Genomic DNA, 25,960 nt, shown 5'->3' on the forward strand with positions numbered 1-25,960 from the left:
GATAAAACAACAACGGGCGCGTTTTACAAGGGGAAAACACGGCGATGAGGTTCCCGCAGGGGATACCTCGCGCCGCGGTCGCCGCCCGAGGTATCGCTAACCTTAAATTTCGCCTGCACAGACGGGGTTCATGGCAAACCGACCGTCTCGCAGACAACGGGAATGGACTAAATCAAACCACCCAGTAAACCAAGACCCAGAACAGAGGAACAACCGCCGATCAAACGTGGCCACCACACCGTCGATTTTTTTGAAGAGATCAGCAAATATCCAATGCCTAATCCCAATACGTGCAGCAATGCGGTCGCGATCACCATCCCCGATAATGCCCCCACCGAGTGGGAAAGTTCCGCCCCATGAGCCAGACCGTGAAATATCGCAAAGGCGCCGATACTTAATGCGCCCGCCGCCGAAGACAGCTTCAATTGCATCGCCACCATCAGACCAATGCCCAGTAACGAGGCCGCAACGATATGCTCCGTCGCAGGGATGGTCACACCCGCCATGCCAATCAGCGCGCCCACTAACAGCAAGGACGCAAACGACAGCGGAGCTACCCACCACTTGCGGGTATTCATTGCACTCCATACGCCAACCAGCGTCATTGCAAACAAGTGGTCCAGGCCCGTAAGGGGATGGGTGAATCCTTCTGTAAAGCCCAGCACATGATGTGCACCGCCATCGTTGCCGGTGTGTGCGAACACCAGCGCAGGGAACAAAGTCAGTACCAATACCAACGCACGTTTGACATTTATGCTCATATTTTCCGCCAGAATAAATGATGTTGTAGTAGTAAGTATCGCCTCTCTATTTAGCTCAAAATTCAAGCGCCATATTATGATTTAAATTAATTTTTTATGAAAACAAGACAAAAAACATAATTTTTAAAGAAAAATAACATCATTTTAAAAGCATAAAATCCATCCACTATCGTAAAAATAGAGGCCACACCCGGTAGGGAGTTACGTGGTTTGAATCACATTTTGACTATTCTTTTTACATCAAGCTGTAATTAATGAAACATTAAGCACAAGATATAACGGATGCTCACAACCAAAATATCGGATAAATTTTTCAGTTTTTTCTTTTTTTTATGAAAGAAATAACTCCAACCAACGAGGAGAGTGCAGATGTCCCTGAAAATGAAAGCACTGTTTTGCCTGCCGCTACTGTTGCCGTTTTCGACGGAAACCTTCGCCAGCAGTAATGATGAATTGGCATTGGAGCAAGTCGTCGTATTTAGCCGTCATGGATTGAGAGCACCACTTGCAAGCCCCAGCAGCGCATTAGGCAAGCTGACGCCCGATGCCTGGCCACAATGGGATACGCCCAGCAGTTGGCTGACCACCCGGGGTGGCGTACTGGAAGCCTATTTTGGTCACTATTTCAGCGAATGGCTGGTAGATAACCATCTACTTGCCGCTGATACCTGCCCTACCGACAAAGACGTCTATTTCTACGCCAACAGCCTGCAACGCACGATTGCAACCGCACAGTATTTCTCTGTTGGCGCGTTTCCGGGCTGCATCGTACCCGTAACCCATAAAGAAAAACTGGGCACCATGGACGCCACTTTTAACCCCATCATCCGCGACGGCAGCCCGGAGTTTAAACAACGCGCCATTGAATCCATTAATCAAACCGCGGGAGAAAACGGCCTTGAAGGGCTGAACGAACGTTTGAAACCGACCTATCAGCAAATGGCGCAGATCATTCGCTATACCGAATCGGCAACCTGCAAAGAAGACAAACAGTGTGATCTCACCGCCATCCCGACGTCAGTGAACATCGTTGCCGATCAGGAACCCGGCGTTTCGGGTCCGCTGAGAACCGGCACCTCAATTTCAGATGCGTTTATTCTGCAATATTATGAAGGCGCGCCGATTGAAAATGTTGGCTGGGGACGAATCAAAGACGATAAGCAGTTCGAGTCGCTGGTCGCGATAAAAGAGTATTACAACAGCGTCGTATTCAGCGCGCCGGTCATCGCCAGGGAAGTCTCCGGGAATCTGGTCAAGGAACTGAAAAACTCATTCGGGCAAGATAAACCCAAATTCACTTTCCTCGTCGGGCATGACTCAAACGTCGCCTCACTGTTCTCCGCATTGGGTGTGAAGCCCTATAAATTGCCGAACCAGTTTGAAACCACCCCCATCGGCGGCAAAATTGTCTTTGAGCGCTGGAAGAATAAAACCAGCGGTGAGTCTTTCCTGAAAATGGAATATGTTTATCAATCCACCGATCAAATCAAAACGCTGGCTCCGCTGAACCGCAACAATCCACCACAGCGGGTTACGCTGGCCCTGCAAGATTGCCCGATAAATGCCGACGGATTCTGTTCGTTCAGCGCGTTTGAGAAAATCACTTCCGACTTAACTCAAAAGTAACCGTTGAATAATGAGTACTGAGTAAAAAAAAAGCCCTCCATCATGGAGGGCAAAAGACAGGGATGGTGTCTATGGCAAGGAAAAGGGTGTATCTACTACATGTATCTACTGCGTTACTACTCGAACTACACACTACTACTCGGGATTTACCATGGTGTCTGACTACTGTGGTAACGGCATCTGATTTAACATCGAGATCTGCCGTTCTATTTGCTGCATTCGTTGCTGGTGCTTCTGTTCCAGAATATTTTTCTGCTCTGATGTCAGCAGGTTGTACATTTGATTACGAATACGCGTCATCTGCACCTGACGTTCAATCTGTACTTCCATCATCTTGGTAATCTGTTTACGAACCGCATCTTCATCAAACGCATTAGCCGTCACCAGGTTATGCATGGTTTCAACATCTTTCGCATTAAACGCCGGAACATCCTGGCGCCCCTGATACATAAGATCGCGCATTTGTTGCCGCTGTTGCTCGGTCAACTTCACACCATCAAACATCGCCTGCTGATCGTGCATGCGTTTCATGGCAGAGTCGTCCTGATGCCAGCTATTCACAGACGCACTCCCAACATCTGCCGCAAATGCAGTGAAAACGCTCAGCATCAGCAGCGAAGCAAGAGATAACGTTGTGGCGTGTTGCATCAATAACTCCCCGTTTTGGCGTGCTGTTCTGTGAATCAATGAGCATCAGTTTAATTGTCTTGCTGCAAACATGCGTCAGAGGATGTAAAACTACGTAAAGTCATGGAATACCACTAATCTATGGCGTATTTTGCCCCTGGAGGTAGATAAAACATGAACAAGATCCTGCTGGTTGATGACGATAAAGAGCTGACGTCTTTACTGAAAGAGTTGCTCGAAATGGAAGGATTTAATGTCGTGGTCGCCTATGATGGCGAGCAGGCATTAAACGCATTGGATAATACAATTGACCTGCTTTTGCTGGATGTGATGATGCCGAAAAAGAATGGCATCGACACATTAAAAGAACTACGTCAGCAACATCAGACACCGGTAATTATGTTGACCGCACGTGGCAGTGAACTGGATCGGGTACTCGGCCTGGAATTAGGCGCGGATGATTATCTGCCAAAACCCTTTAACGACCGTGAACTGGTGGCGCGTATCCGGGCCATTTTACGTCGTTCAAACTGGACAGATCAGCAACAGGCAGGCGAAAACAATGCGCCGACGCTGGAAGTTGACGGCCTGCGGCTCAACCCGGGGCGTCAGGAAGCCAGCTTCGACGATACCGTGCTGGATCTGACAGGCACGGAATTTACGCTGCTCTACCTGCTGGCCCAACGGCTGGGTCAGGTGGTTTCACGCGAACATCTGAGCCAGGAAGTGTTAGGCAAGCGTCTGACGCCATTTGACCGTGCCATTGATATGCATATCTCCAATCTGCGTCGCAAGTTACCGGAGCGCAAAGATGGGCTGCCCTGGTTTAAAACCTTGCGCGGACGAGGCTATCTGATGGTATCTGCTGCATGATCAATAGCCTGACCGCACGTATTTTCGCTATTTTCTGGCTAACGCTGGCTCTGGTTCTCATGCTGGTGCTGATGGTGCCCAAGCTGGATTCGCGTCAGCTGACGGCGCTGCTGGAAAATGAGCAGCGGCAAGGGCTTATGCTGGAACAGCACATTGAAGCCGATCTGGCCAACACGCCCGCCAACGATTTACGCTGGTGGCTAAGGTTGTTCTGGGTCATTGAGAAATGGGCACCGCCGGGGCAGCGTCTTTTGCTGGTCACCAGCGAAGGGCGGGTGCTGGGCGCTCAGAAAAATGAAACGCAGATTGTACGTAACTTTATCGGCCTGTCCGATAATGCCGATCACCCACAAAAGAAAAAGTATGGCCGGGTTGAATTACTGGGGCCATTCTCCATTCGGGATGGTGAAGACAACTACCAGCTTTACCTGATCCGTCCGGCCAGCAGCCCCCAGTCAGACTTTATCAGTCTGTTGTTCGACCGGCCGTTACTGCTGTTGATTTTCACCATGTTAATCAGTTCTCCCCTGCTGTTATGGCTTGCCTGGAGTCTCGCCAAACCGGCTCGTAAACTGAAAAACGCCGCTGACGAGGTTGCTCGGGGCAATTTACGTCAACACCCTGAACTGGAATCCGGACCACAGGAGTTTCAGGCAACGGGCGTCAGCTTCAACCAGATGGTCAGCGCGCTTGAACGAATGGTGACGGCGCAGCAACGCCTGCTGTCAGACATTTCGCATGAGCTGCGTACTCCGCTTACGCGCTTGCAGCTTGCCACCGCGCTCCTGCGCAGACGGCAGGGAGAGGGGAACGAACTGAGCCGTATCGAAATGGAAACCCAGCGGCTCGATAGCATGATCAACGATCTGCTGGTGCTGTCGCGCAATCAGCACAAGAATGAGTTGACCCGTGAATTCTTGCGGGCTGATGAACTATGGGGCAATGTGCTGGACGACGCCGCGTTTGAAGCGGAACAGATGGGGAAAACGCTGGAAGTCACTTATCCTCCCGGACCGTGGACGTTCTTCGGCAACCCGAACGCCCTCGATAGCGCGCTGGAGAATATCGTGCGCAATGCGCTACGTTATTCCCACCATCACATTGCGGTCGCGTTCTCCGTTGATAATCAAGGTATCACCATTAAAGTTGACGATGATGGCCCGGGCGTCAGCCCGGAAGATCGCGAACAGATTTTCCGGCCATTTTATCGAACGGATGAAGCCCGCGATCGCGAATCTGGTGGAACAGGATTAGGGTTGGCGATTGTCGAGACCGCCATCACCCAGCACAAAGGCTGGGTGAAAGCGGAAGACAGCCCGTTAGGCGGCTTGCGATTGGTGATCTGGCTTCCTCTGGACCAGCGATGAAACCTGACGTTGTGGCGATCTCGCCGATAAAGGCTCCCGGCCACAACGTCAGTTTACCGTACTCAGCGCATGCGCTGGATCACCTGCAATAATTCCGCTATTTCGGCTTCGCCGCCATCCGCCAGCACAGCTTTGCGCACGCACCCATTGGTATGGTCGGCAAGTAATTGATTTGCTACTGCGTTCAGCGCAGAACGCGCCGCGGAAATCTGGTGGAGGATATCGACGCAATAGCGATCCTGCTCAATCATCTGCGCAATACCATTAACCTGCCCATTAACACGACTCAGCCGATTGAGCAGCGCCTTTTTGCGTGGCTGCACCACTCTGCGCTCATCATGCGCGTCAACGCTATTCGCCGCCTCTGAGGCGGCGCAATATTCACACTTCCGGGACGACGTCAAAGCCGAGACCTTCGACGGTGTCCCGGAAGACGGCTGGATTGGCTTTTTCTGTCTCATCGTACTCCACATTGACCAGACCGGTTTCCAGCGTGACTTCGACACCCTGAACACCATTAAGCGCCTCTAGCGCATTCTTGACCTTGCCGGCGCAACCGCCGCAAGCCATACCTTGAACGCTGATTGTAGCATAGGACATAAAATACTCTCCATTCTGACGGTTAACAGACCGGACTCAGTCACGCCGCGTCGGTTTCCAATTACGTAACAACAGTGAATTGCTCAGTACGGAAATCGAACTGAGCGCCATGGCTGTGCCGGCAATCACCGGATTGAGCAACGAAAACGCTGCCAGGGGAATACCCAGCACATTGTAGAAAAACGCAAAAAACAGGTTTTGTTTCACTTTGCCGAGCGTTGCCCGCGAGAGGCTGATCGCATCGGCAATACTATCCAACCGGTTACGCATCAGCACAACATCCGCGGTATCCAGCGCGATATCCGAACCGGCGCCAATCGCGAAACCGATATCGGCGGCCGCCAGCGCCGGCGCATCATTGATGCCATCGCCCACCATCCCGACGCAGCGGCCGCTGGCCTGTATTCGCTGGATCTCCGCCACCTTGCGCTCCGGCAACATCTGCGCCACAAATCGGTCTATACCCAATTGAGCGGCAATCACCGAGGCGACCCGGTGGTTATCGCCGGTAAGCATCACAACCTCGATCCCTTGCTTTTGCAAGGCCTGCACAGCGTCACGCGCGTCGCTTCTTAAACGATCTTGCAGGCTGACATACCCCAACAACCGCATCCCGATAGCAACGGCAATCACCGTTTTTCCCTGTGCTTCCAACGTGGCGACCCGCTCGCTATCAAGAACGACGCCGCGTTCCGCCAGATAGGTCGGCGATCCCAGCAACCACTCATCACCATCGACCTCAGCCCTGACGCCGCCGCCAATAATGGCCTGAAACGCACTCACCTCTGCCGCTGCCACGCCTGATTCCCGCGCATAGCGCGCCAGCGCCTGCCCTAAAGGGTGCTCCGAATGCTGTTCCAGCGACAATGTGACATGAAGTAGTTCCCCGGCGGTGATCCCCGGCTGCGGAAAAATATCGCTGACAGAGGGCTTTCCCTCCGTTACCGTACCCGTTTTATCCAGTACCAGCACCTGTAAGCGCCGCACCTGCTCCAGCGCATTGGCATTGCGAAACAGAATCCCCGAACGCGCCCCTTGTCCGGTGCCCACCATAATCGCGGTGGGCGTCGCCAGCCCCAGCGCACAGGGGCAGGCGATCACCAATACGGCAACGGCACTGACCAGACTGGCCGCAAACTCACCCGTGATCAGCCAGTGTGTTAGCCATGTCAGCAACGCGAGGCTTACCACAACCGGCACAAACACGGCCGAAATCCTGTCCGCCAAACGCTGTACTGCCGCCTTCGACCCCTGAGCGTCTTCCACCATGCGGATAATGCGCGCAAGCGCCGTATTACTCCCGACGCCGGAGGCCCTGACGCGCAACATCCCGCTCTGGTTCAGCGTCGCGGCATACACCTCAGCGCCCACGCCTTTGACAACCGGAACACTTTCTCCCGTCAGCATGGCTTCGTTCACGTCCGACATACCATCCAGAATCACGCCATCGACCGGAATGCTCTCGCCGGGGCGAACCACAAACACCTCGCCAACGCGCAGACAGGCGACATCACAATCCCGTATTTCACCGTCAATCTCGATATGGGCGGTGAGCGGTTGCAGATTCAACAAGCCTTCAATCGCGGCGCCGGTTTTCGCTTTCGCCCGCCCTTCCAGTAATTTTCCCAATAAAACCAGCGTGATAATCGCTGCACTGGCTTCAAAATAGAGATGTCCATGCGGATCGGTAAACAACGTAAAGACGCTGAAGACATAAGCCACGCTGGTGCCCAGCGTCACCAGCACATCCATATTCGAGGTGCCATTACGTAGGGCGCTCCAGGCGCGCCGATAGAAATGACGGCCGCTCCAGAACTGCACCGGCGTCGCCAGCAGCCATTGCAACCAGCCAGGCAGCAGATGTCCGCGCCCGAAAAACATGCCCGCCATTTCCACCATCAGTGGCAGAGCGAGGGCGGCGGCGATCAGGAACTCGCGCCGTTCCCGATGCCATGCGCGCTTACGTCGTTCACGCTCGCCATCGCGATCGCCTTCATCAATAACATGCGCCAGATAGCCAGCGCGTTCTATCTGCTCAATAATACGGTCGCGATCGGCTATCCCCGGCACATAGCGTACGGCGGCCCGTCCGCTGGCAAACCATACCGTCGCCGACACGCCTCCCAATGCGTTGAGATCGGCGCGGATACGTTCGGCGCAACGTTCGCTGCTCATGCCGACGATCTCTACCGTCAGGTTCTGCTCCACCACGTCAAATCCGAGTTTCTGAATCGCGGCAACAACCTCATGCGGCGAACTGGTTTCGGCCTGTAAACGGATGCGTGCCCGTTCGCTGGCGAAATTGACGTTAGCTTCCACACCATCCAGACGGTTCAGGACGCGCTCTATTCGTACGGCGCAAGCCGCACAGGACATACCGCCAATCGGCAGGTGAAAAGAGAGGGAGGCGCTGTTGTTTGTCATGACATCATTATCCTTAAGCTTTCCATAAATAAAAAAGCCGTCTTTAATCAGCCCCGTCGGCTGCCCGATAAAATACCCCCAACCTATAAATAATAATACCCCTCATAGGTATTATTATCAGAATAGTATATGCAAATTTTAGATATAATTTATTTTCAATAAGATAAAAACAATCATTCATATTTTGACAAAAGCATATATAAAAAAATCATTTTTAATGCCCTACCATCCTTCCTAGTATCGAGCTAATAAAAATATACCCCATAGGGGTTTATTGCATAACCAAAACATTCCAGAGTTTATTACGCTGAAGATAGAAAAAAACACTAATCAATTGAGTTATAAATTTAATTTATTCATTTATAAGGGACAGGAACATGATGACATGCACAGTTATTCGCCACACCAGGCAACATAAAACCTTTCAATTCAGCGCTACGGCGATTTTTATTTCCGGTATGTTATTCGGCGCGCAAACGGCGAGTTCCGCAACGGCGTCGCCGGATAACACCGATTACACCGAGGGGACGACGAATACCGCCACGCTGGAGGGTATTACCGTATGGGGACAGGCGCCTACGGAAGACACCACCTCCTATACCGCGCAGGAGGTAACCGTTGCCAGCAAACTGCCGGTGGCGCTGAAGGATATCCCTCAATCGGTATCGGTTATTACCCGTCAGCGTATTGAAGATCAGAACCTCACTACGCTGGAAGACGCTTTGCAGCAAACCACCGGCGTGACAATCATTCCCAACGGCTCCGGCACCAGCATTATCCGGTCGCGCGGACACAATCTGAATGCCGCCATTGACGGCGTTCCTGTTTACAATGGATTGGGAGGATCGGAGCAGTTCGATCTGGGGATATACGATCGGGTGGAAGTATTGCGCGGTCCGGCGGCGCTGCTGGGCGGCAGCGGTGACCCCGGCGGCACTGTTAACGTTGTCACCAAAAAACCGCGGGACGTTTTCACACTTAACGGCACGCTGAGCGCGGGAAGTTGGGACAATTATCGTAGCGAACTCGACGTCACCGGACCGCTGAACGACAGCGGAACCCTGCGCGGTCGTGCTGTGGGTATCTGGCAGGATCGCGATTTCTTCTACGATAAGACTCATCAGGAAAAAAAAGTGTTTTACGGCGTGGTGGAATATGACCTGACGCCAGATACCACGCTGTCTCTGACATTCGCCAATCAAACCAACAATATCACGGCGCCGTATTACGGCCTTCCCACCTATATCAATGGCGCTCTGCTGGATGTCTCACGATCGGTAAATACCACACCGGAGTGGGCCTGGTACAATAACCACACTCAGGAATATGTTGCCGGGCTGGAACAACGCTTCGATAACGGCTGGACCGCCACCGGAAAATTCCGTTATCTGAACAAGGACAATCCGTATAAGGACATCTTCCCACGCGGTATCGGTGTTGACCCTCAGACCTTAACGCTGCCCTACTCATGGAACCGGCATTATGATTACGAGTATCAACGCTATGCGCTGGACCTGTACGTTGGCGGTCCGTTTACGCTGTTTGGCCGCGAGCATCAGGCTCTGATCGGCTATAACTATGACGATTATCAGGAACAATATCAGGGCGGAAGGACGTGGGGCTCTCAAGCCTCACAGAACGACATCAATCTGTTCGATTCATCCGCGGTACAGGAATACGATGTGGACTGGACGCAAGGTCTACGCACCCGCACCATCCAGAGCGGTATTTATGGGCAGACCCGCTTACGCCTGCTCGATCCGCTCACCTGGGTGATTGGTGGACGAATCAGCGATTTCAGCGTCAAAGAACGTAGCATCGCCCCCGCAGAACCCACAGGATGGAGCCAAACACAGTCGGCACGCAGCGAACTTATCCCTTATACCGGCCTGATCTACGAACTGACGCCGCAGCTTTCCCTTTACGGTAGCTATTCTGAAACCTTTGTCCCGCAAACGGACAAACGCGCGGACGGTTCAACGCTGGATCCACGTAAAGGTAAACAATATGAAACCGGGATTAAAGGCAGTTTTTATGATGGCGCACTGAATGCTTCGGTTGCCGTATTCCGCATTGATGACGTCAACCGCGCATTCAGCGATCCGAACTACCCTGATGACGATGTCTACATCGCCGCAGGCAAGGTCAGAAGCGAAGGGTGGGAAACAGAAATCAGTGGCAGCCCGCTACCGGGTTGGGATATCTCCGCCGGCTACGCCTACCTGAGCACACGCTATCGGTCCGACGACAGCAATATCGGCGCCTTCAGTCTGGCCGAACCGAAGCATAGTTTCAAACTGTGGAGCCATTATCGTATTGCCGGTGGTCTGCTGGACGGCCTTGGTTTCGGCGGTGGGCTTTATGCCGTCAGCAATTATGCCGATGCCAGGGGAAATGGCGAAGAACGCTATCAGGGCGGTTACGCGCTATTGAACGCGGCACTCAGTTATCCCATCAATGACAACTTTACCGTCTCGCTCAATGCGGAGAATCTGACCGATCGCAAATACTACGCCAGTATCGGTGGCCGTGGAACGCAGAACGTATATGGTACGCCACGTAATTTCACTCTTTCGCTGCATGCGAAATTTTAACCCAGGCATATGATGAAGAAACCTTTGTCACATAGCGCACTGTTGGGCGCTTACTGGCGGTCTGAAGAGCGATGGCGCGCCAGCGGCCTGCTGGCGCTGGTGATCCTGCTCGAAATGGGCACCGTGTATGCGGCGGTGGGGATCAGCAACTGGCAGAAAAATTTTTTTGACGCCCTGGCTGACTATCAGCGTAGCGCTATCGCGCCGCTGCTGCTGACGCTGGCGTTGCTGATGGGCATCGCGGTGCTGAGCAAAACGTTCAGCATCTGGTTCACCCAGTTGCTCACACTGCGCTGGCGCAGTTGGCTGGTTGATGTGTTTCTGGAAAAATGGTTGCGGCAGCGCATCTATTACCATCTGGAAAACGATGCGACAGCCGACAACCCGGACCAGCGTATAGCCGAAGACCTGCGCCAGATGGCGGAAAAGAGCCTGGAGCTGCTGCTAGGACTTCTCACCAACATCGCCAACGCCGTCTCTTTTTCCGTGATCCTGTGGGGATTATCCGGCACGCTCTCTCTTACGCTGCTGGGTCACGAATTTCAGGTACCGGGCTACATGTTGTGGGTCGGCATCGCCTACGCGCTGCTGGGATCGTGGCTGATGGAAAAGATCGGCCGCCCGCTGGTAGGGCTGAGCTATCAACAACAGCGCTGCGAGGCGGACTTCCGCTATCAACTGATGCGCATTCGGGAAAGCGCCGAGCAAATTGCCTTTTATCGTGGGGAAAGCGAAGAAAACCGGCGTCTGCGCACTGCCTTCTCCGCCGTTCAGCAAAACTGGCGCGGCTTGATGGTGTACTCAAAACGGGTCGCCTTTACAGAAACCCTGTATATCGAAGCAGGCAGTTTTGTTCCCTATCTGTTTACCATCCCACGCTATTTTGCCAGACAACTCACCATCGGCGGCGTGATGCAGATGGGGATCGGTTTCGCCCGCCTGCGCACCGCGCTTTCCTGGTTCCTGTTCAATTACAAAGATCTGGCGTTACTGCGCGCCGTACTGCGGCGGCTGTGTGAATTCGATGATCTGTTACGTCAGCAGGAACGTGGCGATATTGTGATCACCTCTTCCGCTGACAACGCCCTGCGTACCCGCGGCCTGTGCCTGCGCCTACCGGACGGCGCACCGCTGGCCGCCATTCCCGATACCGAGATACGGCCCGGCGAACGTTGGATGATCTGCGGCGGCTCAGGCGGCGGCAAGAGCACGCTGCTGCGCGCGCTGGCGGGATTATGGCCATACGGCAGCGGCAGTGTCGCGTTTCCGGCCGGTTCTTACCTGTTTCTACCGCAAAAGAGCTATCTGCCCTCCGGCACACTGCGGGAGGCGCTGAGCTATCCCGGCAAGACGCTGGATAGCGAACGCTGCCGCGATGCGCTGACGCAGGTACGGCTGGAACACTATATCCCTTGTCTGGAGCAGACGGCGCAGTGGGATAAACGGTTGTCGCCGGGAGAACAGCAGCGGCTGGCGTTCGCCCGCGTGCTGCTGCAACGCCCGGACAGCGTGTTTTTAGACGAAGCCACCTCGGCGCTGGACCGGGAAAACGAAGACAATCTGTACCGTTTGCTGCGAGAAACCTTGCCAGACGCCACGGTGATCAGCGTAACCCACCACCCGCACCTGACACACTGGCACTCGCATACCCTGCGCATCACGCCAGCGAAGGAAGAGAGCAACGCCGCCACGTCAGATGAGCCGCAAAGCGCTATTTCGTCTTTGCCCGGCAACGCGGCGGAAACGATCACTGTTAGCAGGGCGCACTAAAATGGCAGCCGTTTTTTCAACATCGACCGGCGGAATAACCGACAAGATCGAGAAACTCCTGATCGTCATATTGGCAACCGGGTTGCATATCTTGCTGATCTATCAGATAGCGCATTTATCGTCGGCGCCTGCCATACCACAACCGCAACCGTCGATCACGCTTGAGCTGTCGCTGACCGCGCCGTCTGCGGCAGCGTCCGTCACATCGTCGCCGCCCTCGCTTCCCGAAGTCGCGCCGCCAGCGGAGAATGAGCCGCAACAAGGTGATTTACAACAACAGGAAACACCGCCCGTTGACGAATTCGCGGTGGCGCCGCCGAAACCGGTGGAAAAACATATTGAACCTGGACGAACGATCAAACCCCGGCCCAAACAACCCGCACCGCCGGTTCAGCAGACAGCGGTTGCCAGCGCCCCCACACAGCCCCCGGCAACTGCCCAGACCACTGTGACATCGCAGGCAGACGGCGCCATAACGCCCGCCTCGGCAAACGCGGCGCATCTGAATAACCCTGCACCGCGCTATCCCGCTCTGGCGCTCAAGAGGAAATGGCAGGGAACGGTACAACTACGGGTTCGGGTGCTCACCAACGGCAGACCGAATGAAATCCTGATTGCACGCAGCAGCGGGCGGGATCTTCTCGATCAGGCCGCGGTAGCGGCGGTACGCCAATGGACGTTTGTACCGGCAAAAAAAAACGGTGTTCCGCAAGAAAGCTGGACCACTTTTCCACTCAGTTTCAAATTGCAGTAACGCATGATTTCAACCAACGGAGCAGACTATGATTTTCGCAACCTCTTCATTTTCCGTCGAAACATTAGCGATATGGCTGCTAATCGCGTTTTCGATCATCACCTGGTCGCTGGTCATCCTCAAAGTGGTGCTATTTTACCGTCTGGAGCAGCGCAACCACCGCTTTCTGAAAACCTTCTGGTCCGCCAATACGCTGCGTGGCGCCATCACCGCCAGCGCTCATTATATCGGCCCTATCGCCAATATCGCCAAAGCAGGCATCGCCTCAATTCATATTGATCATGCGACCAGTCAGGGTCTGGCCCAGGAGATTGACTATCAGGATCGCTTCGAGCGCGCGCTGCGCCATCAAATCCAGCGGGAAAGCCGGGTGCTGGAGTCCGGTCTGGCGCTCGTCGCATCCATCGGCTCCATTTCCCCGTTTGTCGGACTGTTCGGCACGGTATGGGGGATCATGGATGCCCTGCAAAGTATCAGCGCCTCAGGCAGCGCCAGCCTGGACGTCGTAGCGGGGCCCGTAGGCTCCGCCCTGCTCGCCACCGGCGTAGGCATTGCCGTAGCCATCCCGGCGGTGCTGGCGCACAACTACTTTCTGCGCCGTTTAAAGAGAACTCTGGCGGAGCTGGATGATTTTGCACACGACCTTTACGGCATTGTGCAGAAAAATGGCTTCCGACTCGCCACTGACTCACTCAATGCTTAATAACCGGGAATATCATCATGGCTTTTACTTCCGCCTCTCAACATAGCCACCATGAGATACACAGCGAAATCAACGTCACACCCCTGGTAGACGTCATGCTGGTGCTGCTGGTGATTTTTATCGTCACCGCGCCGCTGCTGACCAATTCCATCCCCATCAATCTACCAAAGACCGCCGCCACCGCGTCGCCAGAGGCGGAAAAACCGCTGGTAATCAGCATCAACGATCGCGGCGATCTCTTCGTCGGTGAAGAAAACATACCACCAGAACGGCTTGAAGCACGCCTGATCTCGGCCAGGGAAGCGGATGCCGGCCTACAGGTACAGCTACGGGCCAGCGAAGCGGTTAATTACGGCGTGGTGGCGAAATCGCTGGTAAGCGTGGAACGTGCCGGCATCAGCAAAGTGGCGGTCATCACTGCTCGTTGACGGACGCTACGCCGTTCCAGAGGAAGACCTTCCGCTGAAACAGGGAACGGAATTGTTGCCGCTTCCCGACCTTCCACCCGTTAACGGTTGGTATTTTCGTCATCCTTGCGTAAAGTTGATGCCATTTTCTAACCTTATGGTTGGGAACGATTGTTCTCTGGCAACAAATGCGGCGCTTGATAAGGCAGGGATTTGACGATGAAAAACATGATATTACTGGCTGGCGTGCCCATGCTTCTGTTTAGCAGCCACGCTTTCAGTTCCAGCGACGGTATTTGTGGTTTTTCCGATGCCGAGTGCGGGATACCTGCGTTTCCTTACCTGTTGCCAGATAATGACACCCGAACCAATCTGATGCTCTTGCAGAGCAGTCGCAGCCATATCGAGCTACCGTTGCCCCAACCGCTGCCCGATCAAGCCCATACGCGCATTGATCCCTTCACGGCCTACCGCGTGATGGGATTGGCGGCAACCGAAGGTCCCAGCCAACCCGCCATAGCGCCCATCACGCCGGCAGAGACCGTCATATCCGCGGCGGACATCGGCCCATTGCAACAAAAAGCCCAGCGTCTTCACCTGTCGCCAGCCGCACAGGAAAAACTGATTGCTCTGACTTCCGGCGAGGGTGAAGGACGACAGATATCGAACGATGTTTCCACCGTCGAGGCGTTCTTTGACGTGCTGCTGGCAGATCAACAGATAACGGATGATCAGCGCACCCCGCTGGCGCAAGCGCGTATGAATATGCTGTCGTCCGATTATACGGCATCCGATTTATCCACTGAGCTCGTCAGCGTGCCGGATGAAGGCCATGCCGGATCGCTGAAACATTATCTGGTTAATGCGCAGACTTTTTATCAAGGCGAATTTGATCGGGCGGAACAAGGTTTTCAGTCACTGGCGCAAACCGCGCAGCCATGGGTTGCTGAAACATCGCGTTATATGTTGATACGCGTGAAAATCAACCAGTCGATGCAACACGCGCTGGACGAATACAATATGTTCGATGCCGGTAAGGCCGATAAGCCTGCCGCTTTGGCGGCGATACAACGCATTGACGACTATCTGAAGCAATACCCGCAGGGCAGGTACGCCGATTCGGCGCAAGGGCTTTATCGTCGGGCTTACTGGATCATCGGCGATTTGAACGCGTTGCCGAAAACCTATCAGCAGGCACTGGAAAAAACGGAGAATGCCGCAGGCTTACAGGCATTAAGCGACGAAATTGACAATAAGCTGTTGGAAAACGGCGCATTCACCACCTCGACGGAAAGCCCGATGTTGATGTTGGTGCAGGATCTTAAACGTCTGCGTGCCGATAACGGCTGGACGAACCTGCCGGCATTATCCGCAGAAGCGTTGTCTGCCCAGCAGGCCCTGTTTGATAACGCCGGTATGCAAAATGAGTTTCGCTATCTACAGGCAGTCTGGCAGTTCTATCGCCTGAAAGATTATGCCGCCGTGGTCAATCTCATCCCTGCTGCCAGCGAGCACGATCTGACAGATACCACGCGCTTTAGTCTGCAAATATTACGCGGTCAGGCGCTCCAGCAACTGTCGCGCCGGGATGAAGCAGAAGCCCACTGGCGTCATCTGCTGACATTGAACACAAACTATACCCAGCAGCAATTTCTGCAACTGGCTCTGGCCGAAACACTGGTGAAAGCGGGTCATCCGGAGCGGATTTTTGCAACCGATAGCCCGGTTAAAAACCTGCGTTTCCGTTCGGCGGTCCTCAAGGTCAGCGCCAGTGCCGATTTATTGCGTCAGCAAACCGGTTCGCAACAAACACATGAAGAACGGGCTATCGCCCTGCATACCCTCCTGACCAAGTCACTCACTCACGGTGATTACGCCAATTATCTGCAAGACAGCGAACTCAGAAAGGAGATCGCCCCGTTGACCAGCTCTGAAAATATGAGCTGGGATCAGGACGATCTGACGGTATTTGACTGGGATGGCAGCGATACCGAGGAAGGGTATCAGTGCCCGACGCTGGCTACCGTGGTGAATACGCTGAACCAGCGACCGAATGATGCCCGTGCGATTAACTGCCTCGGCGAGTTTTTCCTGCGTACCGGCAACAGCGTCGGATTCGACTGGGGCGAAAGCAACATGCTGGACGGGCTGACCCACTCACCGACACAGTTCAAAGGGACCGAATATAACCGGCTGGATGGTTATATGCGGGTGATTGCCGATCCGCAAGCGCCAGCGGAAGACAAAAGCTATGCCCTTTACCGCGCGGTTTATTGTTATGCGCCCAGCGGCTATAACGATTGCGGTCAACAGGACATCAGCAAAGCGACCCGCAAAGCCTGGTTTAGCCGGCTGAAAACCGAATTTAAAGGCAGCGTGTGGGCAAGCCAGCTCAAATATTACTGGTAACACAGACATTCATGCTGGCCTGGGTGCTGTCATTCAGCCCCGGGGTAAATGCGCTTACCGTCAACGCGGCGCACTATCAGGATTTTTGGCTATGGGCGGCCGTCCGGCCACAGCCGGTACTGCATCAGACGCGGACGCTTTATCTTCATCAGGGGGAAATCGCCCGCCGGCAGGGAAAAGTGGTCTTCCTGCGTCAGGGAATTCCCCCCAGCAAACTCCGCGTTGCCAACGTCTGGCTCTCTTACCGGATGACCACGCTGGAACTCTCAGATAAACATCTCAACCGTATCCTGAAACTACAGGAGAATTGGCGCAGCCACGGTAATCAGATTAAAGGAATTCAACTCGATTTTGACGCGAAAAGTTATCAACTGGCGGGATATGTGGCGTTTTTGCAGCAACTGCGCAACAGGCTGCCCGCGGATTGTCAACTCAGCATTACGGGTTTGCTCGACTGGTCAAAAACGGGCGATGTAGCAGAACTTAACCGCCTGCATGATAGCGTAGATGAACTGGTGGTTCAGACCTATCAAGGGTACGGTACGATTACCAATTATGCCGACTATCTTCCTGCCCTGCTGAAGCTGACCATTCCTTTTCGTCTGGGACTGGTGCAGCATGGCCAGTGGGACAAACAGTGGCAACAGCGTCTGGCGATCTCGCCCTATTACCGCGGCGAAGTCGTTTTTCTGGTCAATCCGCCAAGAAAACCGCCCCCTAACCGATAATTCCTCTTCATTGGTTGGGGAACGCCAGAGCGGAACGGCCCTGTCCGTCAGGTGCGCCCGCCAAAACCATTCTGCCGCCAGGCTTCATAGCTGATAATCGCCACGGCATTAGAGAGATTCAGACTGCGGCTATCTGGCTGCATCGGGATACGAATACGAAAATCAGGCGGGAAACCGTCACGGATCGCATCGGGCAACCCCGCCGTTTCCGATCCAAACAGCAGCACATCTCCCGGCTGATAAGCGGGCCGATCGTATGGACGGCTGCCTTTGGTGGTACAGGCGAAAATACGTTTGCCGGGCACCGCCGCCAGGAAATCCTGATAGTTCTTGTGGCGGCTGACGCTAGCCAGATCATGATAGTCCAGCCCTGCCCGGCGCAGCTTCTTCTCTTCAAAATCGAAGCCCAGCGGTTCAATCAGGTGGAGGCGACAACCGTTGTTGGCGGCCAGACGGATAATGTTTCCGGTATTCGGGGCGATTTGTGGCTCATAGAGCGCAATATGAAACATGGATAACTTCATTCGCAAAGAAAAATTCAACGGCAGTATATATCATTCCCACAGAGCGACCCAAAACCTGAACGGACGACGAATACGGATTACTCTGCACGACGTTTTCGCCCTCAGCGATTACACTGTTAGTAACACGATGATTAATGCAGGTAAGGCAATAATGAAAATCCGACTGATATCTCTATCCTTGTGCGCCTTGTTTAGCCTGCCGCTGACTACCCTGGCCAACACGGCGAAAATCCCCTCGGCACAGCAGCAATTTGAAAATGGCATCAGCAGCCAGCAGCAGTTACAGCAGAATATGCAGCAGAGCCAGCAATTGCAGCAGCAGCGGCTGAATCAGCAGTTGCAGCAGCGCAATTCTCAGCTACAGCAACAACGGCAGCAGCAGTTACAGCAGGATCGGCAACGGGCGCAGCAAACCACGCCACCGCCGCCAATCAAGCAAACGCCCTGACGCGGCGATTTACAACCGCACCCCCATCAGGGTCAGTATCAACGGCGTGGTCAGCGCGGCCAATGCCGTTGACATCAGCAGGCTGGAGGCCACCGGTCCCCCCAGTACGCTGAACTGGCGCGACATCAGATAAACGTTCACGCCGACCGCCATCGACCCCAGCAACACCACTGCCCGCGTCTCCATTTCCGGCAGGCCGAGGGCGATCGCAATGCCCCAGATCACCAACGGCTGCACCAGCAGTTTGATGACGCAAATCACGCTGCTGATCTGCCAGCCATCGCGGATCTGATATTCGGCCAGCCCCATCCCCAAGGCGATCAGCGACAGCGGCACCGCAACCTGTCCCAGCATGCTGAGCGGCTGATCGACGTAGGAAGGGAGCGACAGCCCGGTCAGGCTGAAGGCCGTCCCGGACAGGATGCCGATAATCAGCGGGTTTTTCAGCACGCCCAGCGCGGTTTTGGTAAATCCCTGTAGCGATAGCGCCCCGTTGCGCGCCCACTCCACCGACACCGTCACCAGCGTCCACAGGATCAGGCCGTTAAACACCACCACCAGCGCGACGGACGGTATCGCCTCTTCCCCCAGCATCAGCGTAGCGATCGGCAGCCCCAGCATGACATTGTTGGAGAAGATGCCGCTCAGCGCAAAAATGGAGCCGGATACGCCGTCGAGATGAAAGATTCTGCGCGCCACAACGCGGCCCAGCACAAAAACCACCAGACAACTGCCGAAAAAAGCAATCAACAGCCGGGCATCCACCACCGGGCGCTTGGAAAAATCACACATCAGGCGGAATAACATGGCGGGCATCGCCACGGAGAAGACAAAGCGGCTCATGCCATCGGTAATGGTGGTCGGCCACTTGCCATAACGGATCAGGCAGTAGCCCAGCGCGATCAGCACAAACAGCGGTAAAGACAGAAAAATCTGGTGCCAGAGAGAAATAACAAATGCGGGCATCGAGCCACTTCCTTAATTACCGGCACACATGGAGGAAAGCAGATATACCCATCATCTTTCACGCCGCAGGCGCGTTCACATCCCGCACGGAGAAAGCTATTCGGTATAAAACAGGCAAATTTCAGCCGGTAGCAAAACCCGCCCCGATTAAATCTATCCGGTCAGTGCAGATACAGTCAACGCCCCAATCCAGTAAAGTTTGCGCTCGTTCAGGTTGGTTGACGGTATAGACCAAAATTCGCAGGCCAGCCGCCTTGATCAAGGCCACGCGTTCCGCTGTCAGCAGCTCATGATTCATATGCAGGGACACGCAGGCCAGACGCTGGGTCAGGTTTTGCCAGTCATCATGCCATTCATCCAGCAGCAGGCCGCGGGGCAATTCCGGCACCGCGCGTTGCGCGGCAGCCAGCGCATCAATAGAGAATGACGACAGCAATGGCGCGATAGGATGATCGGCCCACAGCTGACGCGCCGCTTGCGCGACAACACGGCCGGTTTCCGGCTCCTGACCGGTGGTTGGCTTGATTTCAATGTTGGCCGCCATGCCATGCTGCGCACAGCGTTTTGCCACCTCTGACAGCAATGGCAGTCGTTCACCCGCGAATTGTTTGCCGTACCAGCCGCCGGCATCCAGCTCGACCAGCTTGTCCCACGGGAGTTCCCCCGCGATACCCCAGCCGTTACTGGTTCGCTCCAATGTGTCATCATGCAATAAAAAGATCTGACCATCCTGCGATAGCTTGGCATCGAACTCGATCATTTTGTGACCCAGACTCGCGCCCACATCAATGGCCGCCAGCGTATTTTCCGGCGCCAATGAACCACCGCCGCGATGGGCGACAATTGCCGGGTAAGGCCAGATAGTTGCCATTATTTTTATTCCATCCGTAATCCGTTTTGCGAATCAAACAAATGCCATGACTGCTCAGGCAAATGCAGCCAGAGCGTCGATCCAATCGTCGGGCAATGTTCATAAGACAAACGTGCGATCACATTCTGTCCGCCCCACCGGCCATGCGCCAAATTGTCGGCGCCCAGCAGTTCCAGCGTGGAAACCTGCAACGGAATCCCCCCCGTCTCGCGCGTTGCCAGTTGAATATGCTCCGGTCTTACCCCAAGCGTCAATTCACGTCCGCGCCATTGTGGTTTCGCCGTCGGCAGCGCCAGTGCGATATCATCGCCAATCTCGAAGCGGCAACCGTCATCGCTGATTCGCCCGGACCATAAATTCATGGCCGGTGAACCGATAAAACTGGCCACAAACAGCGATGCCGGACGGCGATAAATCTCCGACGGCGCGCCAATCTGCTCGGCAATCCCCTTATTCATCACGATCACACGCTGCGCCAGCGTCATGGCTTCCACCTGATCGTGCGTCACATACAGGCTGGTGGTTTTCAGTCGCTGATGCAGTTGCTGTAACTCCAGCCGCATCTGCACCCGCAGCTTGGCATCCAGATTCGACAGCGGCTCATCAAACAAAAATACCGCCGGTTCGCGCACAATCGCGCGGCCCATGGCCACTCGCTGACGCTGCCCGCCGGAAAGCTCGCGCGGTTTGCGCTGCAACAGCGGCATCAGTTCCAGGATACGCGCCGCTTCTTCCACTCGCTGACGAATCTGTACTTTACCAAAACCACGAATTTTCAGCCCATAGGCCATATTGTCATACACGTTCATGTGGGGATACAGCGCATAGTTCTGGAATACCATCGCAATGCCGCGATCTTTGGGTTCCAGCTCGGTGACGCGCTGGTCGCCAATATAGATATCCCCGCTGGTGGTGCGTTCCAACCCCGCCACCATGCGCAGCAATGTCGATTTTCCACATCCCGATGGCCCGACCATCACGACAAATTCACCGTCGGCGACATCCAGATCGATGGGGTGAATAATCTGCGTTTTGCCGTCATAGGATTTGGTGACGGCCTGAAGTTTTAAACATGCCATAAAAAAACACCCCGTGTGTTTTTCAACGTCGCTTGCGACGGCCCGAAGCGCGGCGGGCGGAATGCCCGCCATCACATATTATTTCTCGCTATCCACCAGACCACGCACAAACCAGCGCTGCATCAACAGTACGACCAGCAGCGGCGGCAGCATGGTGAGCAGCATCGCGGCCATCACCTGATTCCACTGTGTCGCGCCATCGCCGGAAGAAATCATGCTTTTGATCCCCGCCACCGCCGTACCCAGATTGGCATCGCTGATAATCAGCAACGGCCACAGATACTGGTTCCAGCCATAGATGAACGTAATGACAAACAGCGCCGCCAGATTGGTTTTCGACAGCGGCAGCACCATGTCGAAAAAGAAACGCATCGGACTCGCGCCATCAATGCGCGCCGCTTCCAGCAGCTCAACCGGCAGGGTCATAAAGAATTGCCGGAACAGAAACGTCGCCGTGGCCGAAGCCATCAGCGGCAGCGTCAGCCCGGCATAGCTATCCATCATGTCCAGCCTGGCGATCACTTCAACCGTGGGGAAGATACGCACTTCCACCGGCAGCATCAGCGTCAGGAAAATCATCCAGAAAAACAGACTGCGCAGCGGAAAACGAAAATAGACAATGGCATAGGCAGATAAAATCGATACGGTGATCTTGCCCAGCGTAATCGCCAGCGCCATGACAAAGCTGTTCAGCAGCATCAGTCCAAAAGGCGTCCTGTTATTGCCTGCGCCGTGTAACCAGATACCACTCAGGTTCTCCCACAGGTGTGTCCCCGGGATCAGCGACATCGGGGCCTGAAATACCTCTTTGTTATCCAGCGTCGCCGCCACAATGGCGACATAGAGTGGAAACAGCACCGCAGCAATCCCGATGATCAGCATCAGGTGACTGAAAATATCCAATCCTCGGCGATTCTCAATCATTGGTAGTTCACCTTCCGTTCAACAAAGCGGAACTGGATCACCGTCAGCCCGATGACCAACAGCATCAGCACCACCGACTGCGCCGCCGAACTGGACAGATCCAGACCGGCAAAACCTTCCCGGTAAATTTTGTAGATCAGCGTGGTCGTTGATTGCACCGGTCCGCCCGCGGTGGCGGCATCAATAATCGGGAAGGTATCGAAGAAGGCATAAACCAGGTTAACCACCAGCAGGAAAAAGCTCACTGGCGAAATCAGCGGCAGCACCAGATTGAAGAACCGGCGCACGGGGCCGGCGCCATCGATCGCCGCCGCCTCGGTCAGCGAGCGGGGAATGGATTGCAAGGCCGCAAGGAAAAACAGAAAGTTATAGCTAATCTGTTTCCAAATCGAGGCCAGCACCACCAGAAACATCGCCTGTCCGCTGTTCTGCGCGTGGTTCCACGAGTAGCCCAACAGCCCCAGAAAATGCGTAATCAGCCCCAGCCCGGGGTTGAACAGAAACATCCACAGCACGGCGGCGACCGCCGGCGCGACCGCATAGGGCAGGATAATCAACGTCTGATACAGGCGGCTGCACCGGATGACATAGTCCACCAGCGCGGCCAGAAATAACGAAATCAGCAGGCCGAAACCCGCCACCAGAAAACTGAAGATCAGCGTGGTGTAAAATGAATCCAGATAGTAGCCGTCGCTGAACAATTGCCGGAAGTTTTCCATACCCACGAATTCGCTGGACAAGCCAAACGGATCGAGGTTTTGCACCGAATACCAGAGCGCCTGACCCGCAGGCCAGATGAAAAAAATGACGGTGATCAGCAACTGGGGCAAGACCAGTATATAAGGGAGCCAACTGCGGCCAAACACGGGGCGGGACGATGTCATGCGATAACTCTTGCTATCAAAAAAAGAAAGGAGCCGATGCCATTCGGCTCCATATGACATTGATTACATGGTTATTTCGTTGATTGCTCGAAGCGACGCAACAGGGCATTACCACGTTCTACCGCGCTATCCAACGCCTGCTGCGGGGTTTTCTTGCCCGTCCAGACGCTCTCCAGCTCTTCATCCACCACGGTACGAATCTGCGGCATGTTGCCCAGACGCAAACCTTTGGTGAACGCCAACGGCGGCTTGTTCAACATCTGACGCGTGGCGATATCCGCCCCCGGATTCTTCTCATAGAAGCCCTGCTGCTGGGTTAACTCATACGCGGCTTTGGTGATCGGCAGATAACCGGTTTTCTGATGCCATTCGGCGGCGTTTTCCGGTTGCGCCAGGAACTGCATAAACTCGGCTACGCCTTTATAGGTCGCGGCGTCTTTGCCGTTCATCACCCACAGGCTGGCGCCGCCGATGATGGCGTTCTGAGGCGCGCCTTGCACATCGGCGTCATACGGCATCATGCCCACGCCGTAGTTGAATTTGGCATTCTGGCGGATATTCGCCAGTGAACCGGACGACGCGGTAGTCATGGCACATTCGCCGTTGTAGAACTTCTCGGTCGGTTCATCCTTACGACCAAAATAGGTGAAATCCCCTTTCTTGTTCATGTCCTGCAACAGTTGGATATGCTTGACCTGGGTAGGTTGATTGAATTCCAGTACCGCATCGACGCCGTCGAAGCCGTCGAAGCCGTTATTTTTACTGGCGACCGGCAAACCATGCCAGGCACTGAAGTTTTCAATCTGAATCCAGCCCTGCCAGCCGCTGGCATAGCCGCATTTCATGCCTGATGCACGTAACTTCGCGGTATACTCGGCCATTTGCTGCCAGGTTTTTGGCGGTTGTTCCGGATCCAATCCCGCGTTTTTAAAGGCATCTTTGTTGTAGTACAGCACGGGAGTCGAGCTGTTGAACGGCTGCGACAGCAGATGACCGCTTTTCGCATCGGTGTAATAACCGGAAACGGTCGGCACAAAAACCGACTCATCGAAATTGATACCGGCATCGTTAAATACTTCATACACCGGTTTGATCGCCTTACTGGCCATCATAGTGGCCGTACCGACTTCATAAACCTGCAAAATTGCGGGGGCGTTTCCGGCACGATAAGCGGCGATCCCTGCGGCCAGATTCTGTTCGTAGTTGCCTTTATAGACCGGGACAATTTTCACATCACTGTGAGACTGATTAAAACGATCAACCAGAGAATTGACCTCTGTCCCGAGTTCGCCTTCCATTGAGTGCCAGAAAGGAATTTCGGTAGCCGCCTGCGCATTTGCGCTGCAAGCCAACGCCAATACCACACACGCTGTCGCTTTACGGATGTTAGGATTAAACATGCCTGTCTCCTGCAATAGATAGGTGCGCCTGCATCAGAGAGGCGCTTTTTTATGGCGGGCTATCCCTGCCCGCCCCCCTTCGGGCCGTCGCCAAGCGACGTTGAAAAACACTCCCTGTGTTTTTTATGCGGAGGTAACATGACATGTGCGTATGACAGAAAAATAACTGAGATATGACGGAGGGATGACAGGCGGGATATCCCCGGCTTGATGTCATTGATTAGCCCGATTTCCCGGATGTCAGGCAACAGCTATCTTAATCAATCACAATAGCGCGGGCGTGGTAATAAAGAGAATAATGGAGGAAGCATTTCTCCCCCTTGCGAAATAACAGCACGTAGCGCTTCCCTGCGGCAGACAGGATCGATTGCCGACGCGCGCCTAACTTGTTGCCACGATCAGATGTACCCCGGTTTGCAGCAAAGCGCTCTTCGCATTTTCAGGCAATTTATCATCGGTGATGACAACGTCCATATCCTCCAATGACACCGCGTTAAAGGTACCGACTTTGCCGTATTTGCTTGAGTCACAGATCAATATTCGTTTATTGGCCGCGGCGACTGCGGCTTTCTTGATGGCAACCTTGGCCTCCGTCGGCGTCGAAATCCAGCGCGCATTCCACGATGATGACGAAATAAAACTGATATCCACATTCAAATTACGAAGAAATTGCGTGGAGCTGTCCCCAACGCAGGAACGGTTTTCTCTCAACACCAATCCGCCGGTATGATAGAGCTTACACTCGGAGTGCTCGACCAGATAATCGATAACGGCCAAATCGTTGCTGACAATAAGCAAGTCCGTTACCGCTTCCAGTGCCTTGGCTAACGCGAGGGATGTCGTCCCGGCATCCAGATAAATGGACATCCCCGGCTGCACATATTGTGCGGCCTCGTTGGCAATGGCGGTTTTCTCCGCGAATTGCAACGTTCTTTTGGTGAGATGAGAAGGTTCGGAAGTAATTTTCTCCGACAGTTGAACCCCGCCAGAAACAGAAAGCACACGACCTTCCTGCTCCAGCTTTTGGATGTCTCTGCGCACCGTCATGTGAGAAACACCCAACAGCTCCGTCAATTCCGCTATGGATATCAATTCACGTTCAACCAGTGACGTGAGTATCAACTGCTGTCTTTTTGCCGGGATCATCTCTCGCCTTTTCATTGTTTTTTCGCAAGGTTAACGCCAATAAACGCCTGAGGGGGGAACGTCTATGGCTCCGCC

At 54.3% G+C, this 25,960-nt stretch carries 24 protein-coding genes; 11 read left to right on the forward strand and 13 right to left on the reverse strand.

Annotation, left to right across the window (positions count from 1 at the left end; all coding sequences use genetic code 11):
- Positions 1-167: 167 nt before the first annotated feature.
- Positions 168-761 carry a HupE/UreJ family protein gene (locus DDT52_RS15565; RefSeq protein ID WP_136157165.1) on the reverse strand — a complete coding sequence of 198 codons (594 nt, stop codon included), beginning with the start codon at positions 759-761 and terminating at the stop codon, positions 168-170.
- Positions 762-1,130: 369 nt separating this feature from the next.
- Between DDT52_RS15565 and agp the strand changes: the two genes are divergently transcribed.
- A complete protein-coding gene (gene agp, locus DDT52_RS15570; RefSeq protein WP_136157166.1) occupies positions 1,131-2,387 on the forward strand; it encodes a bifunctional glucose-1-phosphatase/inositol phosphatase in 1,257 nt (418 codons plus the stop codon).
- A 162-nt stretch (positions 2,388-2,549) separates the two neighbouring features.
- Here agp and cpxP read toward each other — a convergent pair whose 3' ends face one another.
- Positions 2,550-3,035 (reverse strand): cell-envelope stress modulator CpxP, encoded by a 486-nt coding sequence (gene cpxP / locus DDT52_RS15575; protein ID WP_136157167.1) that lies wholly within the window; start codon positions 3,033-3,035, stop codon positions 2,550-2,552.
- A gap of 153 nt (positions 3,036-3,188) precedes the next feature.
- Between cpxP and cpxR the strand changes: the two genes are divergently transcribed.
- Both cpxR and cpxA read left to right on the forward strand, forming a co-directional pair.
- Complete coding sequence (cpxR, locus tag DDT52_RS15580; RefSeq protein WP_109055259.1) at positions 3,189-3,887, forward strand: envelope stress response regulator transcription factor CpxR; 699 nt, start codon at positions 3,189-3,191, stop codon at positions 3,885-3,887.
- Positions 3,884-5,254, forward strand: a complete 1,371-nt coding sequence (cpxA, locus tag DDT52_RS15585) for an envelope stress sensor histidine kinase CpxA (RefSeq protein WP_136157168.1) — start codon at positions 3,884-3,886, stop codon at positions 5,252-5,254. The genes cpxR and cpxA overlap by 4 nt, the downstream gene beginning before the upstream one ends.
- Positions 5,255-5,316: 62 nt before the next feature.
- Here cpxA and DDT52_RS15590 read toward each other — a convergent pair whose 3' ends face one another.
- Genes DDT52_RS15590 through DDT52_RS15600 form a run of 3 tightly spaced genes read right to left on the reverse strand, consistent with a single transcriptional unit; the run spans position 5,317 to position 8,278 of the window.
- On the reverse strand, positions 5,317-5,580 hold the full coding sequence (locus DDT52_RS15590) for a metal-sensitive transcriptional regulator (protein ID WP_168709791.1): 264 nt from the start codon (positions 5,578-5,580) through the stop codon (positions 5,317-5,319).
- 55 nt (positions 5,581-5,635) lie between these two features.
- The gene (locus tag DDT52_RS15595) at positions 5,636-5,854 is read right to left on the reverse strand and encodes a heavy-metal-associated domain-containing protein (protein ID WP_136157170.1); all 219 of its coding nucleotides are present in this window, start codon (positions 5,852-5,854) and stop codon (positions 5,636-5,638) included.
- A 36-nt stretch (positions 5,855-5,890) separates the two neighbouring features.
- Positions 5,891-8,278, reverse strand: coding sequence for a heavy metal translocating P-type ATPase (locus DDT52_RS15600; protein ID WP_136157171.1), 2,388 nt, complete (start codon positions 8,276-8,278; stop codon positions 5,891-5,893).
- 377 nt (positions 8,279-8,655) lie between these two features.
- Between DDT52_RS15600 and DDT52_RS15605 the strand changes: the two genes are divergently transcribed.
- The 7 genes from DDT52_RS15605 to DDT52_RS15635 all read left to right on the forward strand — a co-directional run bounded on the left by DDT52_RS15605 (position 8,656) and on the right by DDT52_RS15635 (position 17,643).
- Complete coding sequence (locus tag DDT52_RS15605; protein ID WP_136157172.1) at positions 8,656-10,872, forward strand: TonB-dependent siderophore receptor; 2,217 nt, start codon at positions 8,656-8,658, stop codon at positions 10,870-10,872.
- Positions 10,873-10,881: 9 nt separating this feature from the next.
- Entirely contained in the window at positions 10,882-12,642 is a 1,761-nt protein-coding gene (locus tag DDT52_RS15610; RefSeq protein WP_136157173.1) for an ABC transporter ATP-binding protein/permease, read from the forward strand.
- A 1-nt stretch (position 12,643) separates the two neighbouring features.
- The gene (locus tag DDT52_RS15615; RefSeq protein WP_136157174.1) at positions 12,644-13,396 is read left to right on the forward strand and encodes an energy transducer TonB; all 753 of its coding nucleotides are present in this window, start codon (positions 12,644-12,646) and stop codon (positions 13,394-13,396) included.
- A gap of 28 nt (positions 13,397-13,424) precedes the next feature.
- Positions 13,425-14,099 carry a MotA/TolQ/ExbB proton channel family protein gene (locus tag DDT52_RS15620; protein ID WP_136157175.1) on the forward strand — a complete coding sequence of 225 codons (675 nt, stop codon included), beginning with the start codon at positions 13,425-13,427 and terminating at the stop codon, positions 14,097-14,099.
- A 17-nt stretch (positions 14,100-14,116) separates the two neighbouring features.
- Entirely contained in the window at positions 14,117-14,527 is a 411-nt protein-coding gene (locus tag DDT52_RS15625) for an ExbD/TolR family protein (protein WP_136157176.1), read from the forward strand.
- Between the two features lie 198 nt (positions 14,528-14,725).
- Positions 14,726-16,915, forward strand: a complete 2,190-nt coding sequence (locus DDT52_RS15630; RefSeq protein WP_136157177.1) for a PA5441 family protein — start codon at positions 14,726-14,728, stop codon at positions 16,913-16,915.
- A complete protein-coding gene (locus tag DDT52_RS15635) occupies positions 16,885-17,643 on the forward strand; it encodes a DUF3142 domain-containing protein (RefSeq protein WP_136157178.1) in 759 nt (252 codons plus the stop codon). Before DDT52_RS15630 ends, DDT52_RS15635 begins: the two co-directional genes overlap by 31 nt.
- A gap of 47 nt (positions 17,644-17,690) precedes the next feature.
- Here the strand turns inward: DDT52_RS15635 and DDT52_RS15640 are convergent, their stop codons facing one another.
- Positions 17,691-18,155: a tRNA (cytidine(34)-2'-O)-methyltransferase gene (locus DDT52_RS15640; protein WP_136157179.1), complete on the reverse strand. Its 465-nt coding sequence runs from the start codon at positions 18,153-18,155 to the stop codon at positions 17,691-17,693.
- Between the two features lie 163 nt (positions 18,156-18,318).
- On the opposite strand from DDT52_RS15640, the gene DDT52_RS15645 reads away from it, so the two are divergent.
- Complete coding sequence (locus tag DDT52_RS15645) at positions 18,319-18,615, forward strand: DUF2756 domain-containing protein (RefSeq protein ID WP_136157180.1); 297 nt, start codon at positions 18,319-18,321, stop codon at positions 18,613-18,615.
- Positions 18,616-18,624: 9 nt separating this feature from the next.
- Here the strand turns inward: DDT52_RS15645 and DDT52_RS15650 are convergent, their stop codons facing one another.
- The 7 genes from DDT52_RS15650 to DDT52_RS15680 form a co-directional block, all read right to left on the reverse strand.
- Entirely contained in the window at positions 18,625-19,581 is a 957-nt protein-coding gene (locus tag DDT52_RS15650; protein ID WP_109055247.1) for an AEC family transporter, read from the reverse strand.
- A 121-nt stretch (positions 19,582-19,702) separates the two neighbouring features.
- Positions 19,703-20,452 (reverse strand): glycerophosphodiester phosphodiesterase, encoded by a 750-nt coding sequence (ugpQ, locus tag DDT52_RS15655; RefSeq protein ID WP_136157181.1) that lies wholly within the window; start codon positions 20,450-20,452, stop codon positions 19,703-19,705.
- A 5-nt stretch (positions 20,453-20,457) separates the two neighbouring features.
- Entirely contained in the window at positions 20,458-21,531 is a 1,074-nt protein-coding gene (locus DDT52_RS15660) for a sn-glycerol-3-phosphate import ATP-binding protein UgpC (RefSeq protein WP_136157182.1), read from the reverse strand.
- Between the two features lie 78 nt (positions 21,532-21,609).
- Positions 21,610-22,455 carry a sn-glycerol-3-phosphate ABC transporter permease UgpE gene (ugpE, locus tag DDT52_RS15665; RefSeq protein ID WP_136157183.1) on the reverse strand — a complete coding sequence of 282 codons (846 nt, stop codon included), beginning with the start codon at positions 22,453-22,455 and terminating at the stop codon, positions 21,610-21,612.
- Positions 22,452-23,339: a sn-glycerol-3-phosphate ABC transporter permease UgpA gene (ugpA, locus tag DDT52_RS15670; protein WP_136157184.1), complete on the reverse strand. Its 888-nt coding sequence runs from the start codon at positions 23,337-23,339 to the stop codon at positions 22,452-22,454. Before ugpA ends, ugpE begins: the two co-directional genes overlap by 4 nt.
- 71 nt (positions 23,340-23,410) lie before the next feature.
- A complete protein-coding gene (gene ugpB / locus DDT52_RS15675) occupies positions 23,411-24,739 on the reverse strand; it encodes a sn-glycerol-3-phosphate ABC transporter substrate-binding protein UgpB (RefSeq protein ID WP_136157185.1) in 1,329 nt (442 codons plus the stop codon).
- Positions 24,740-25,120: 381 nt separating this feature from the next.
- Complete coding sequence (locus DDT52_RS15680) at positions 25,121-25,885, reverse strand: DeoR/GlpR family DNA-binding transcription regulator (protein WP_136157186.1); 765 nt, start codon at positions 25,883-25,885, stop codon at positions 25,121-25,123.
- Between the last annotated feature and the right edge of the window lie 75 nt (positions 25,886-25,960).

It is taken from the genome of Brenneria roseae subsp. roseae, from assembly GCF_003115845.1.
Classification (GTDB): domain Bacteria; phylum Pseudomonadota; class Gammaproteobacteria; order Enterobacterales; family Enterobacteriaceae; genus Brenneria; species Brenneria roseae.